Annotated in this window: 16 protein-coding genes; 2 read left to right on the forward strand and 14 right to left on the reverse strand. The window is 35.3% G+C overall.

Annotation, left to right across the window (positions count from 1 at the left end; translation table 11 throughout):
• Positions 1 to 196 precede the first annotated feature (196 nt).
• From AT726_RS00400 to efp, 7 genes are all read right to left on the reverse strand, one after another.
• Positions 197 to 796: a SpoIIIAH-like family protein gene (locus AT726_RS00400; protein ID WP_055276568.1), complete on the reverse strand. Its 600-nt coding sequence runs from the start codon at positions 794 to 796 to the stop codon at positions 197 to 199.
• 1 nt (position 797) lies between these two features.
• The gene (locus tag AT726_RS00405; RefSeq protein WP_055306050.1) at positions 798 to 1,250 is read right to left on the reverse strand and encodes a hypothetical protein; all 453 of its coding nucleotides are present in this window, start codon (positions 1,248 to 1,250) and stop codon (positions 798 to 800) included.
• Positions 1,251 to 1,303: 53 nt separating this feature from the next.
• Positions 1,304 to 1,771, reverse strand: a complete 468-nt coding sequence (locus AT726_RS12655) for a stage III sporulation protein AF (protein WP_144436932.1) — start codon at positions 1,769 to 1,771, stop codon at positions 1,304 to 1,306.
• A gap of 24 nt (positions 1,772 to 1,795) precedes the next feature.
• A complete protein-coding gene (locus AT726_RS00415; protein ID WP_055276575.1) occupies positions 1,796 to 2,854 on the reverse strand; it encodes a stage III sporulation protein AE in 1,059 nt (352 codons plus the stop codon).
• 27 nt (positions 2,855 to 2,881) lie between these two features.
• Positions 2,882 to 3,142, reverse strand: a complete 261-nt coding sequence (locus AT726_RS00420; RefSeq protein WP_237297145.1) for a stage III sporulation protein AD — start codon at positions 3,140 to 3,142, stop codon at positions 2,882 to 2,884.
• Between the two features lie 137 nt (positions 3,143 to 3,279).
• Positions 3,280 to 3,486 (reverse strand): SpoIIIAC/SpoIIIAD family protein, encoded by a 207-nt coding sequence (locus AT726_RS00425; protein WP_055244381.1) that lies wholly within the window; start codon positions 3,484 to 3,486, stop codon positions 3,280 to 3,282.
• 295 nt (positions 3,487 to 3,781) lie between these two features.
• Positions 3,782 to 4,339, reverse strand: a complete 558-nt coding sequence (gene efp, locus AT726_RS00430; protein WP_055244815.1) for an elongation factor P — start codon at positions 4,337 to 4,339, stop codon at positions 3,782 to 3,784.
• Between the two features lie 268 nt (positions 4,340 to 4,607).
• Here efp and AT726_RS00435 point away from each other — a divergent pair, with 268 nt between their 5' ends.
• The gene (locus AT726_RS00435) at positions 4,608 to 5,000 is read left to right on the forward strand and encodes a rhodanese-like domain-containing protein (protein ID WP_055276578.1); all 393 of its coding nucleotides are present in this window, start codon (positions 4,608 to 4,610) and stop codon (positions 4,998 to 5,000) included.
• A gap of 95 nt (positions 5,001 to 5,095) precedes the next feature.
• Here the strand turns inward: AT726_RS00435 and AT726_RS00440 are convergent, their stop codons facing one another.
• Together AT726_RS00440 and rpsU are read right to left on the reverse strand one after the other, a co-directional pair.
• Entirely contained in the window at positions 5,096 to 5,548 is a 453-nt protein-coding gene (locus tag AT726_RS00440) for a GatB/YqeY domain-containing protein (RefSeq protein ID WP_055244819.1), read from the reverse strand.
• A 20-nt stretch (positions 5,549 to 5,568) separates the two neighbouring features.
• Positions 5,569 to 5,757, reverse strand: coding sequence for a 30S ribosomal protein S21 (gene rpsU, locus AT726_RS00445; protein WP_055244821.1), 189 nt, complete (start codon positions 5,755 to 5,757; stop codon positions 5,569 to 5,571).
• Between the two features lie 160 nt (positions 5,758 to 5,917).
• Between rpsU and AT726_RS00450 the strand changes: the two genes are divergently transcribed.
• A complete protein-coding gene (locus AT726_RS00450; protein WP_068758794.1) occupies positions 5,918 to 7,231 on the forward strand; it encodes a lipid II:glycine glycyltransferase FemX in 1,314 nt (437 codons plus the stop codon).
• A gap of 32 nt (positions 7,232 to 7,263) precedes the next feature.
• Here the strand turns inward: AT726_RS00450 and AT726_RS00455 are convergent, their stop codons facing one another.
• From AT726_RS00455 to dnaJ, 5 genes are all read right to left on the reverse strand, one after another.
• Positions 7,264 to 8,706 (reverse strand): UDP-N-acetylmuramoyl-L-alanyl-D-glutamate--2,6-diaminopimelate ligase, encoded by a 1,443-nt coding sequence (locus AT726_RS00455; protein WP_068758795.1) that lies wholly within the window; start codon positions 8,704 to 8,706, stop codon positions 7,264 to 7,266.
• 21 nt (positions 8,707 to 8,727) lie between these two features.
• Entirely contained in the window at positions 8,728 to 10,032 is a 1,305-nt protein-coding gene (gene mtaB / locus AT726_RS00460; protein WP_055244828.1) for a tRNA (N(6)-L-threonylcarbamoyladenosine(37)-C(2))-methylthiotransferase MtaB, read from the reverse strand.
• A 33-nt stretch (positions 10,033 to 10,065) separates the two neighbouring features.
• Positions 10,066 to 10,812, reverse strand: coding sequence for a 16S rRNA (uracil(1498)-N(3))-methyltransferase (locus AT726_RS00465; protein WP_055277443.1), 747 nt, complete (start codon positions 10,810 to 10,812; stop codon positions 10,066 to 10,068).
• A gap of 41 nt (positions 10,813 to 10,853) precedes the next feature.
• Positions 10,854 to 11,798, reverse strand: a complete 945-nt coding sequence (gene prmA / locus AT726_RS00470) for a 50S ribosomal protein L11 methyltransferase (protein WP_055277445.1) — start codon at positions 11,796 to 11,798, stop codon at positions 10,854 to 10,856.
• A gap of 211 nt (positions 11,799 to 12,009) precedes the next feature.
• Entirely contained in the window at positions 12,010 to 13,152 is a 1,143-nt protein-coding gene (gene dnaJ / locus AT726_RS00475) for a molecular chaperone DnaJ (RefSeq protein WP_055244834.1), read from the reverse strand.
• Between the last annotated feature and the right edge of the window lie 45 nt (positions 13,153 to 13,197).

The raw sequence follows: 13,197 nt of genomic DNA on the forward strand, positions 1-13,197 counted from the left end.
TTTTATTGCGTTTATTTTAAAACCTCATTAGACCAAACGTGTGGGATTCGTTATTTAGCCACTTGAACTAGATAAAATCTTTAAAAACGAGATTTAATAATCGTCGGGATCCAGCGATTGGTTACCGAAAAATTGTCTAACAGAGCTATTTAAAAAATGAGCCAAGTCCCCTATCGACCTGGCTCATTTTTTATTCTTAATTAATTGGCGTTAATTGAACTAAAACATCTGGATCAGTTGTAAATTCTGTTTTTACCATCATAATAATTTCGTTTGTTTGTTCTAATGTCGGTTCTGATTGAGATTCAGATAATTGTAAATGAACTTGAACAGTCTCCTCGTTTACTCGAACTAAAACATCTGAATATCCTTTTGCTTTAATCATTGATTCAAGAATACTTTCATGTTGTGCATCTTTATTAATTTTTTCTAAATTATCTTTTGCTTCACTTTTCTCTTCAGCATCAGCATCTTTGCTTGCAATAATAGCTGTTAAATCAGCTTGTAATTGGCTTTTAGCTTTAGCTGCCTCAGTTCTTTGCACTTGAATGGCACTAACCTCAGATGATGTTCCCGCTGTCTCTGTCTCATCATCTCCAGACTCTTGGTTTGAAACTAACTCACTTCCACTTTGAGCGTCTGTTGGATTAATCTCTAAATTTGCTTGTGGTAACGTTGATGTTGATCCCACTTTATTCGTTGTTGAATCCTTGCTATCTCCAATACTAATATAGAATACAGTTAATAATACGAAAACTACAAATAATGCGGCTGTTACATATGAATTTTTGTTCATTTTAATTTCCCCCTAGTTCAGATGCATTTAATAATGAAATTTGATGAATTGGAACATCAAGCAACAAACTGATGGCATGCGTCACATCATAAGGTGCTTTAATCGTCCCTCGATAGACGATCACAACGCCATTTGAAACAGTATCTGTTTGACTTGAAACAAAGAGTGTCGTTGAAGAATCAGCAACCGATTTATATGAGATATTTATACTATCGACTGTTACTCCTTCTATTGAATCAAATAAAGCTGTGATCTGTTCTTTGTGTCTTGCCTCGACAGATGGTGCCGAAGATAAATGATTCCCAGACAGAGAGCTAAAATCATCTTTTAACAAGAATGACACCACAAAGATGGCTCCAATCAACATGATGATTCTAAATGGTCCTAGATCAGTCATTACCTTACGAATTGTTAAGCTTATTGACCCTGACTTTTCTGTCGGTTTCTTTTCCACATCTTCTACCCCCTATCTCACCTCATGTTAGATTCCAATTTAGTTGCCTCTTTTCATCGACCTCCCCTCTTAAAAACGACATCCTCCCGATTAAGACCTAATTTATTGAGCACGCACGTTTTTGCCTCCTCCTCAGTCTCAACCATCTCTAGCGTTAGCACTTCACTGAAATCAAATCCCACGATTTGAACTTGGCATCCACTTTCAGCTTGACGAACTAATGTCTCAATCTCAGCCATCGTTACTTTCGATAAATCAATTTCAACTAGCCCTTGGTAATACTGAATGGATTGATCAAATTCCTCTTCATTGATAAATGAAATCGAATCAATGAATGAACTAACTTCATTATTCATTATACTAATCACCGGCTTTAAAATGATAACTATGATAAAAAAGTGAAGATAAAATGTAATTATTTTCTTATAGGAAGCCGGAATAACCAATAAATTGACAATAGCTATCAAAAAAAACATAGCGATTATTTGCTTTGCGTATTCATATAGCATATCTTTTCCCATCTCCTCAAAACTTGTCACCTAGAATTAGTTCGTTAGTAGCATCATATTTGAACTGTATAAAATAATGAAGAATGTAAAGATAAACATGACACCAATAATAATCATAATGACGAGTAAATTCGTCATCCCCGTATTAAAGACATCTAAAATTTTAATATAATCTTTGCTAATAATCGGTTGAATCACCGCTCCTAATAAACGAAATAAAATTAGGCTAACACCCACCTTTATCACTGGGAATGCCACGACGACGACTAAAGTAATTACACTAAGTAGCCCAACACTATTTCTTAAAATGGATAACGTCGAAACAACTGAGACAACCGTATCTGTAAAACGCGTTCCAATCACAGGGATATGATTCATTAAGTTTTGTGTCGTTCGAAAAAACAATCCGTCCGCAAAGCTAAGTGTTATATTCTGAATGGACATTAATGTTAAAAAAAAGGCAAAATAGCCACCTAATGTCCAAATCGCAATTTTATTAATAAATTCAATTAAACGACCGTACAAGTCTTCAATATTAATCTGATTAATAAAGCCAAAAATCGTCCCAACGACTGTTAAAGGCATACTAATCGCGTTAATAAAGAAATAAGAAGCATTAATTAAAAAGACAACCGCAGGTTTAAATAACGCCTGATTCCAAAGAGCACCCGTAATCGTAATCAACGATAATAAAATTGGAAAAATCGCGACGACAATATTCATATATCTCGTTAAAATATCTAATACATAATCATGATAAAAAATAAATAACTGAAAGAGCTGAACCATCAAAACTAGTTTTAAAACGGTATTCGTGATTTTCTCATACTTCGTTGAAAACGAGGATTGAATATTTTGAAACAATGCGATAATCAACAAAAAAATTAAAATACTTTTAAATTGAGAAAAACCCGTGGATAATTCATGCATCGCATAATCACCTAGCGATTGAAAAAATCCAACAATATTAAAATTCTCAACATTTAACAGATTGGATTTATCTAAGTAGTCCGCATTGATGAGCCAATCATATTGACTGTAAATCTCAGCCCAAATATTTTCAAAAGATGATAGATCCACACTTGCTCCATCCATTGCTCCCCCTCCTAGTACATAAATTAGTTAGACGACTGATAAGATAAGTTCAAAGAGTGTAATAATCATGGGTAAGCTATATCCAATTAAATACAACTTAACGATGTACTCAAACATCTTTCCAACATTACCCAAACTCGCTTCGGTTAATAAAAAGCTAACGAATTCTGCATAATACACAATCCCAATTAATCGAATAATAATGGTCACATACTGCTGCTCTACATTAAAATTCAAAAAGACGTTAGTAATTTCCCCAATCATACTTGATAAGAGTTGTAAGGCCATCATAAAAAAATACGTCAGCAAAACTAAACTAAAGCATTTGGCGTATTTTGAATTGACTTCATTTAATAATAAATAAATAATGGCACATGCAATTACGAGTGTAAGTATTTTGACAATATCAATGATGACCCCCTCCTTTATAGCATAAAAATCGTTCGTAAACTCGTCATTAAAACTTCAATGAGTTGCACAATAAAGACTAACATATAAACATACCCAGCTAGCATGACTAACTCACTTATTTCCTTTCCAACATCAAACTTTTTAAAAAACAACGCAATAAATCCAAGGATAAATGCAACTCCCGCAAACCTTAGTAATCCCGTTATATCAACTATCGGCATGTTTCTTCCACCTCATCCTTTCATTAAAATTTGCTACTTAACCTTATGTCCTCTTAAAGAAAAAAATGATACTTTCAGACCATTCTTACCGCTCCTCCTCTATCATCTACTAAATACACGTCATATTCCTGCTTAAAACGCCTTAAAACAAATCACCTATTGTTTTCACTGTCGGAAAAACACCTTCCTATCCGTACCTTTAAACCACCTATTTCTTGACTTATTTTAGAAAATAAAAAAAGACTTAAAAAGCAGCAGCCTTTTAAGTCTTTCAGAATCATTCAATTATAAACGATTACCCACGAGAAACATAACGTCCATCGTTAGTGTTGATGATTAATTTATCTCCAACTTCAACGAATAATGGAACTTGTAAAGAGTATCCAGTTGAAACTGTTGCACTCTTAGTTGCATTTGAAGCTGTGTTTCCTTTCACACCTGGTTCACATTCAACAACTTCTAAAGTGACTTTTTCAGGTACTTCAACCCCTAAAATTTCGCTGTTGAATGTATTGATTTTAACTTCCATACCTTCAACTAAGAAGTTTTTCTCATAATCTAATTGTGCAACTGGGATTTCTAATTGCTCATATGTTTCATTGTTCATGAATACATATTCTTCACCCATTGAGTATAAGAATTGCATTGTTGATTTTTCAATGTGAGCACGTTTAACTTTTTCACCTGCATTGAATGTATTATCAATAACAGCTCCAGTACGTAAGTTACGTAATTTAGAACGTACGAACGCTTGCCCTTTACCTGGTTTAACGTGTTGGAATTCGATAACTTGGAATAAGTTTCCTTCGTAATCGATTGTCATTCCTGTTTTAAAATCATTTGTAGAAATCATAAAAATCCTCCTTGCACACTATACAAACTACTCCTAGTAGTATGATAATCATTTCCGTATTTAATTATAACGATTAATGATTAAATTGTCCATGCAAACCCGCCCTTTTTTGCCTAATAAAACCTCTTTTTTTAGCCTTTTCCTAATCTCTTAGTATTTTATCCCTGATTGTTTTAAAAACTCCCACGATATCCCTATAAAAGTGCTTTATTTTTATCTTAAAATTCTGTAAAATATTATTATAATTAAGAAAAAGGAGGTTCTAATGATGGATTGGAGATTATTAATCATTGCGATTATTTTAGGGATCATTTTAGGACTATTTATTATGATGCGCCGTGAATCAAAAAAGGCTGTCGTGAATTTATCAGAAAAAGAATTCGTTGAGAATATGCGTAAAGGACAATTAGTAGACCTCCGCAAAAAAGAGGAATTTGATCAAGGACATATCAACGGGGCTCGTAACATTCCATTTGTAATGTTAACACGTAACCCAGGTAAATTACGTCGTGACTTACCAATTTACTTATATTGTGAAAAAGGTAAGGTATGTAAACGTGCCGCATTAGTTCTTTACGGAAAAGGATATGAAAACATCTATCAACTTGAAGGTGGATTAACAAACTGGACTGGACCATTAAAGAAAACAGTTAAAAAATAAAACAAAAAGATTATTAAATTCTAGAATTTAATAATCTTTTTTTATGCACACTATTAATATCTCACTCATTAAAAAAACACACATAAATGTGTGTTTTAGTTTTGGTTTAAGTAAGCTTTCACTAATGTACTTACTAGGGCACCGTCTGCACGTCCCTTTGTTTTAGGAACGATTGCACCCATCAACTTACCCATGTCAGATGGATTGATTGCGTTAATCATTTTAGCTGTTTCAGATATTAGTTGTTTAATCTCTTCCTCAGTAAGTTGTGCTGGTAAATAAGCATTTAAGTACACTAACTCTTGCTCGATTTTTTCTGCTAAATCTTCACGATCAGCATCTCTAAATTCTTTTAAAGAATCTCGACGTTGTTTAACTTCACGTGACAGAACAGTTAATTCCTGTTCTTCATTTAACTCTGCTACACCTAAATGAATTGATTCATTTTGTAAAGATGCTTTTAACATACGAATGACAGATAAGCGATCCTTTTGTTTCGCTTTCATTGCCTCTTTCATATCAGCGTTTAATTGATCGAGTAATGCCACTGAAATCACCTATTTAAAAATTAGTATTTGTTACGTTTGCTAGCTGTTTTACGAGCTGCTTCAGATTTTTGTTTACGTTTGATACTCGGTTTAACGTAATATTCACGTTTACGAGCTTCAGTAAGGGTACCTACTTTAGATACTTCTCTCTTAAAACGACGTAATGCATCATCTAATGATTCGTTTTTTCGAACTACAGTTTTAGCCACCACTAACCCTCCTTCCGCTTCGCTACGATTAACAGTAATATTATACAACATATATCGTGTTCTGTAAACAAAACAAAATAAATTCATTAAAATGATTTTATGTTATAATAATAAACGATAATAATATTATTGATAAACAAGAACTTAAAGGTGGAGTTTTATGAAATTTGTGACCAATTTATCAGCAGAACGTTTTAATACTTTCGCTGCCAGCCATCAAAAAAATCACTTTTTACAAAGCTACGAATGGGGAGTCTTCAAATCAAAATCACCTGACTGGTCATTCGATACCGTCGGATTAGAAGATAAAGATGGAAACTTAGTTGCAGGAGCGCTCGTTCTGATTCGCTTCCTTCCGATTATCAAACGTCCTTTCTTATATGTCCCACGCGGATATATTATTGACTTTAATGATCCTCAACTACTCCAAACATTCACAGAAGCGATGCGTCAATATGCCAAATCTAAAAAAGCGATCTTTATCAAAATTGATCCAGATATTAAATATGTTGATCGTACAGTTGATGGGGAGAAAGTTGAAGGTGCTGCCCCAAATAATGAACTTCTTCAAACTTTAACGAACTTAGGCTATCGTCACCTTGGATTCACTCAAGACTTTGATTCTAGCATTCAACCTCGTTATACATTCCGTTTAGATTTAACCCCTTCAGAAAAAGACTTATTACAAGGATGCCATTCTAAAACACGCTATAACATTAAGGTCGCTCAGAAAAAAGGAATTGAAATTGTTGAAGGAAATCGTGAAGATTTAAAAACATTTGAAGCGATTATGCGTGTCACTGGTGAACGCGATGGGTTCTTAACACGCCCTCTCTCTTATTTTGAAGATATGTATGACACTTTGGCACCAAATGAAATGTGTAAACTTTACTTAGCTAAATTAAATACAAAACAGGCCTTAGCAAATATCGAAGAAGAATTAGCGCAAACCGAACAATCAATTTCTAATTTACAAGCTCAACTTCAAAATAAAGAGTTAAATGAGAAAAAGCGCCAAAAACTTCAAAACAAATTAGAACCTGAGGCAAATAAATTAAAAAACTTAACGCAACAAAAAGAAGAGCTTCAAAAATTATACGAAGAGCATCCTACTGGTATCACAATGTCAGGAATTATCGCGACTTACTTTGGTAACAAGTCATGGTACTTATACGGAGCAAGTGATAATGTGTATCGTGAATTCATGCCTAACTATTATATTCAGTGGCAAGCCTTCACGGAAGCTAAAAAAGCTGGCTATGAAATCTATGACTTCTTTGGAATCAGTGGAAAAACGGACGAGTCTGACCCACTATACGGTCTATATCGTTTTAAAAAGGGATTTGGCGGAGACTTTACTGAATTCATTGGGGAATTTGATTACGTGATCGATCCAATCGGTTATTTCGCTTGGACCAAACTACTCCCACAATTTAAAAAATTCAAGAAAAAATTACGTCAGAAAAAGCATTAAAAAAAGTGTTCCTCGATTGAGGAACACTTTTTTTATCCAATTTGAAGTTTTTTACGTAAAATTTCTTTTGCTACTTCACGATCATCTAATTCAATATTTCCACTTTTCCAATATTGAACCTTTTCATGACCACGACCTGCAATTAAGACAATATCATTTTTCTGAGCTTTATTAATCGCTGCTTCAATTGCTTTAATACGATCAACAATGACTTCATAATGACTCTCTTCCATTCCTTGTGTCATTTCATTTAAGATATCGACTGGGTCTTCTGAATGAGGGTCATCCGTTGTAAAAATGACATCATCCGCATAATCAACAGATAATTTTGCAATCACGGGACGTTTTGTACGATCACGGTCACCTGGACAACCGATCACGACTTTAACAGAACTTTGTTTAATATCATTCACAAATTCTAAAACCTTCTCTACCCCATCAGGTGTATGAGCATAATCCACAATAACTGTAAAATCCTGTCCCTCATTAATAATCTCCATACGACCATCAACAGGCGATAATTTTGCAATCAATGAGACGATTTGTTCCATTGGCATTCCCGCTGCATAAGCGGAAGCCATAGCCCCTAATGCATTATGCACATTAAATGTTCCAAGTAATGGTGTTTTCACTTCGTACTGACCTACTGGTGATTTCAAAGTAAAGGCCGTCCCAGATGTTGTCATCCTCACATCTAACGCTCTAAAATCAGCATCCTTTTCAATGGCATACGTATAGAAACGTTGCTGAGCCGCTTTAAGTCGATTCACTAGTTGAATCCCATATTCGTCATCAAGATTCACAATTCCATAACCATCCGGCGTTAACATCGTAAATAATTTATATTTTGCTTCAAAATATTCTTCCATTGTTGGGTGGAAGTCTAAGTGTTCGGGTGTTAAATTCGTAAATAATGCAACTTTAAAGCGACAATAATCCACGCGGTGAAGTTCTAATGCATGTGATGAAACTTCAATCGCTACATTTTGAACACCGGCTTCAACCATGTTGTTAAACGTTTGTTGTAAGCTTAATGGTTCAGGAGTGGTATTTCTCGGTTCTATAAATACCTCACCATAACGAATTCCATTCGTTCCAATGTAACCAACATGTCCCTCAAATCCACCTAGTAAATGTTCTAAAATATACGCCGTCGTTGTTTTACCATTTGTTCCTGTTAACCCAAATAAATTTAACTTTTCAGTCGGTTTATTAAAGATTAAATGAGCTAAACGAGGTAACTCAGCTTTTGTATCTGCCACAATGATTTGTGGAACCCCAATATTTTCAATCAATTGCTCACAAACAATGGCCACTGCTCCCGCAACTTCTGCCTGTTTTGCAAAGCGATGACCATCAACTGTATACCCCTTAATACAGACAAATAAATCACCTGGTTGAACAAGACGGTTATCAGTTGCGATTCCCGTCACTGTCAAATCAAAATCTACATCAAATAATAACTTAATATCCATGCCATCGCCTCTCATTCACTGTTACTTAACCATTTCCCCTTGACAGATTGGATAATCTGCTTTCACAACTTTAACTGGTACAACCTCTCCAATAAGATCAGGTGTCCCTTTAAACTCAACTTTCACATAGTTACTAGCATGCCCAACTAAGTACCCTTCATTTGTATGAGAGACTTCTTCCGGAATGACTTGTAACACTTTCCCTTCACATGAACTTGCATACTCTTTAGCTAATTGCTCACTTAATGCTAATAATTGATTCACACGCATTGACTTAATAAGTTCAGGCACTTGGTTTTCCATACGTGCAGCTGGTGTTCCATTACGCACTGAATAAGGGAAGACGTGTAACTCAGAGAATCCAATACGTTTAATTGTTTCTAATGTTTCATTAAATAATTCTTCTGTTTCACCAGGGAATCCAACGATCACGTCTGTTGTAATGGCTAAGTTATCAAATAACTCACGTAATTCAGTCACTTTTTGTTCAAACTCAGCTAACGTATATGGACGTTTCATCCCTTTTAAAATCGTATCTGAACCCGCTTGAATTGGCATATGTAAATGATTCACAATTTTATCCGATTTCTTCATCGCTGCAATGACATCATCTGTTACTTCTGATGCCTCAATCGATGAAATACGGATACGTTTTAATCCTTCAATCTCAATTAAGTCTTGTAATAACTTACCGAAGCTATAATCTTCTAAATCTTCTCCATAGGCAGCTGTGTGAATCCCTGTTAAAACCACTTCACAATGTCCATGTTCAACTAATTGTTTAACTTGTTCTATCACGACTTCTGGTTTTTGTGAACGAACAGTTCCACGTGCCCATGGAATGATACAGTATGTACAGAAATTATTACATCCATCTTGGATTTTTAATGTGGCACGTGTACGGTCTGAGAATTGTGTGACATTTAAAGTCTCAAATCCATCCACTTTAAAGACATTTTGAATTTGTGAAATAGGTTGACGCTCTTCACGATATTTTTGTACTAAGGCTGGAATTTGATCACGACCATGTGTCCCGATGACAATATCCACCCCATCAATATCCATAATCTCTTTTGGTTTCGTTTGCGCATAACATCCCATCACACACATCACGGCTTCTGGATTACGACGAATCGCACGTCGAATCACTTGACGACTCTTTTTATCTCCCGTATTTGTCACTGTACATGTATTAATGATATATACATCTGCTACTTCTTTAAAGTCTACTTTCTCATAACCTTCGTTTTTAAATAATTCCCATACCGCTTCTGTTTCGTAATGATTTACCTTACATCCCAGGGTATGAAATGCTACAGTTGGCATCAAAATCAATCCTTTCCATACTCTTGTTGTCTTTTATAATTCTAATGCGTACGAAATGGCACTTAAAATATAAATCGGTGCCGTTTCCGTCCTTAAAATACGTGGCCCTAACGCACAAGGTTTAAATCCTGATTGTAGTAATAATGTCTCTTCTTTTTCACTAATTCCACCTTCAGGCCCAACCACTACTAGCATCTTACCATTCGTTTGAATCTCCCTTAGTGATTGCTTTAACTGCGCTAACTGCCCTTGTTTTGCTGTTTCTTCATAGGCAAATAAACAAACATCATATTGTGAAGCTCGATCTAATAATTGCTTAAATGTATAAACATCAGTAACTGTCGGAACCATTTGTCGATGCGATTGCTCTGCTGCTTCTTTGGCAATCTTATTCCAACGTTCTACTTTCTTACTCGCTTTTTTCGCATCTAACTTTACAACTGAACGTTCCATATTAAGTGGAATAAACTCACTAGCCCCACATTCCGTTGCCTTTTGAATGACCCATTCAAATTTATCACCTTTTGGTAACCCATGTGCAATTGTCACTTCAATTGGAAGCTCTGTTTGTGCTTCAATTACAGAGTCTAATGTAACTTCAATCTCTTGTCCATTCATTTGCTTAATGGTTGCAAAGTGACACGCTTTATCTTCATTACATACAATAATTTGATCACCTGGCTCCATACGCATGACACGTGACATATGATGCGCATCATCACCCGTAATAATGGCACCATCCCCTTGAAATTGAGTATTGTTTAAAAAATAGCGTTGCATTCCATTGCCTCCAATGACTGATTATTCTCTATTTACAATTACTACTTGCAACCATTATAGATTGCCACAATAGCAACCCATCCATTCTTCTCTTTTACTTCAGTTACTGTAAAATGATGAGCATTTAATGCTTGTACCACTGCGTCTTTTTCATGATCGACAATTCCTGAACAGATAAATGTTTTACCAACCGGTAATACTTTTTCAACATCGCTTAACATATTAATGATAATAGGGGCTAAAATATTAGCTACCATTAAGGTTGGTTGTTGCCCTAAAGCACCTACTCCATCAATTAAATTATTTTTTTCAACTAAAATATTTTGACAATGATTCATTTCAATATTTTCTTTCGCACGAATCACAGCCATCGCATCTAAGTCGACGGCATAAACTGACTTCGCCCCAAGTTTTGACGCTGCAATTGCCAAAATTCCTGACCCTGTCCCAACATCGACCACAACTTGTTGAGAATTCACATATTTTTCGATTAATTCTAGACAAAGTTGTGTGGTTTCGTGTGTTCCCGAACCAAAGGCCATTCCTGGATCTAACATAATTTCAACGACCGATGGATCCGTTGTTGGCTCTAACCAACATGGCTTAATGACTAATGTCTTAGTGATTTCGATTGGGTTATAATGCTTTTTCCAACTATTCGCCCAATCTTCTTCATCTAACATTTTAATCTCCAATTTATTATGGTCATAATGATCCAGTTTTAAATTTAATAATTGCGTTCTTACAAACTCTAATTGATTTTCAATATCTGATGTGACCGCTAAGTAACCTTTAATAACCACACCTGTTGTTGGATAGTCATCAGGATTTAAGCGATAAATCTCACCAAAATGATCTTCATGAGCTTCTGTTAATGTATTTGAGTCTTCTACTAGTACTCCCTTTGAACCAGCTTCAATAAAAATATTGCTAACTAAATCAAATGCCTCATGAGTTGTATGAAAACTTAGTTCTAACCAGTTCATATGGTCACCTCATTTTAAATTATCGTACTATCCATTCAAGTTGTTATAACAATCAAATAACAATTCTCGACTCGATAGCTATTTTTTCTCATTTTCTAATTATAACACAAAATCAATCAAACATAAAATTATGTCTCTTTGTTTAATTCTGTAAATTTATAAATCTTTAGTATAAAAAAGGTTGTGAGAACAAAACTCACAACCCTTATTATTATTTAAAAGCTTTTTTTAACTTATCCCAAATTGATCCTGATTTATCTTCTAATTGATCAAATTCATGTAATAATTCACGTTGACGATGGTTAAGTTTTTTAGGTACGACTAATTTAACTTTAACGTATAAGTCTCCCGTCATTTCGCGGTTAATGTACTTAATTCCTTTATTACGAACTCTAAACTCAGTCCCTGATTGAGTTCCTTCCGGAATCTTCAACGCTACTTTACCATTTAACGTTGGAACTTCAACTTCTGCTCCTAATGCCGCTTGAGAGAATGAAATTGGAATTTCACAACGTAAATCGTATCCATCACGGATGAAGAAATCATGTGGTAAAACACGGAATGCGACATATAAATCACCACTTGGACCACCATTACGTCCCGCTTCACCTTGTCCACTTAAGCGGATTTGTTGTCCATCATCAATTCCTGCAGGAACTTTGACTTCAATTGTTTTTGTTTTATTAACTGTTCCACGACCATGACAAGCATCACACTTATGTTTAATTTTCTTACCAGCTCCATGACAATCTGGACAAACAGTTTGTGTTTGCACGCGACCTAAAATCGTATTTTGAACTTCAGTTACGCGACCGCTTCCACTACAACGTGAACATGTTTCCACATCATCTTTCGAACGCGCACCACTTCCACCACATTTCGTACACTCTTCTTCACGATTAACTGAAATTTCTTTCGTTGTTCCAAAGGCTGCCTCTTCAAATGAAATAGTAATGGCTTGTTGTAAATCATTTCCGCGTTGTGGAGCATTTGGATTACGACGACTGGCACCTCCGCCAAAGCCACCAAATCCTCCGCCGAACATACTTTCAAAAATATCACCAATGTCTTCAAATCCTCCGGCACCGCCGAAGCCTCCAAAGCCACCAAATCCACCTTGTCCACCAAAGCCTTCTGCTCCTGCATGTCCAAACTGATCATATGCAGCACGTTTTTGTTCATCACTTAACACATCATAAGCTTCTTGAACTTCTTTAAATTTCTCTTCTGCATTTTCCTCTGTTGAAACATCGGGATGGTATTGTTTCGCTAATTTACGATAAGCACGTTTGATTTCGATATCACTTGCTGATTTTGAAACCCCAAGGACTTCATAATAATCACGTTTTGCCATGCCTTTTTACCCTCCTTCTTTTACTTTCCTAACTATACCATAAAA

Origin of the sequence: Turicibacter sp. H121 (assembly GCF_001543345.1) — a bacterium.
Classification (GTDB): Bacteria; Bacillota_I; Bacilli_A; order MOL361; family Turicibacteraceae; genus Turicibacter; species Turicibacter bilis.

What these genes read in the sequence shown, in the direction of transcription:
- AT726_RS00400 (WP_055276568.1), bottom strand. Translation starts at nt 796, where the DNA reads ATGAACAAAAATTCATATGTAACAGCCGCATTATTTGTAGTTTTCGTA.
- AT726_RS12655 (WP_144436932.1), bottom strand. Translation starts at nt 1,771, where the DNA reads ATGGGAAAAGATATGCTATATGAATACGCAAAGCAAATAATCGCTATG.
- AT726_RS00415 (WP_055276575.1), bottom strand. Translation starts at nt 2,854, where the DNA reads ATGGATGGAGCAAGTGTGGATCTATCATCTTTTGAAAATATTTGGGCT.
- AT726_RS00420 (WP_237297145.1), bottom strand. Translation starts at nt 3,142, where the DNA reads ATGGCCTTACAACTCTTATCAAGTATGATTGGGGAAATTACTAACGTC.
- AT726_RS00425 (WP_055244381.1), bottom strand. Translation starts at nt 3,486, where the DNA reads ATGCCGATAGTTGATATAACGGGATTACTAAGGTTTGCGGGAGTTGCA.
- efp (WP_055244815.1), bottom strand. Translation starts at nt 4,339, where the DNA reads ATGATTTCTACAAATGATTTTAAAACAGGAATGACAATCGATTACGAA.
- AT726_RS00435 (WP_055276578.1), top strand. Translation starts at nt 4,608, where the DNA reads ATGGATTGGAGATTATTAATCATTGCGATTATTTTAGGGATCATTTTA.
- AT726_RS00450 (WP_068758794.1), top strand. Translation starts at nt 5,918, where the DNA reads ATGAAATTTGTGACCAATTTATCAGCAGAACGTTTTAATACTTTCGCT.
- AT726_RS00455 (WP_068758795.1), bottom strand. Translation starts at nt 8,706, where the DNA reads ATGGATATTAAGTTATTATTTGATGTAGATTTTGATTTGACAGTGACG.
- mtaB (WP_055244828.1), bottom strand. Translation starts at nt 10,032, where the DNA reads ATGCCAACTGTAGCATTTCATACCCTGGGATGTAAGGTAAATCATTAC.
- AT726_RS00465 (WP_055277443.1), bottom strand. Translation starts at nt 10,812, where the DNA reads ATGCAACGCTATTTTTTAAACAATACTCAATTTCAAGGGGATGGTGCC.
- prmA (WP_055277445.1), bottom strand. Translation starts at nt 11,798, where the DNA reads ATGAACTGGTTAGAACTAAGTTTTCATACAACTCATGAGGCATTTGAT.
- dnaJ (WP_055244834.1), bottom strand. Translation starts at nt 13,152, where the DNA reads ATGGCAAAACGTGATTATTATGAAGTCCTTGGGGTTTCAAAATCAGCA.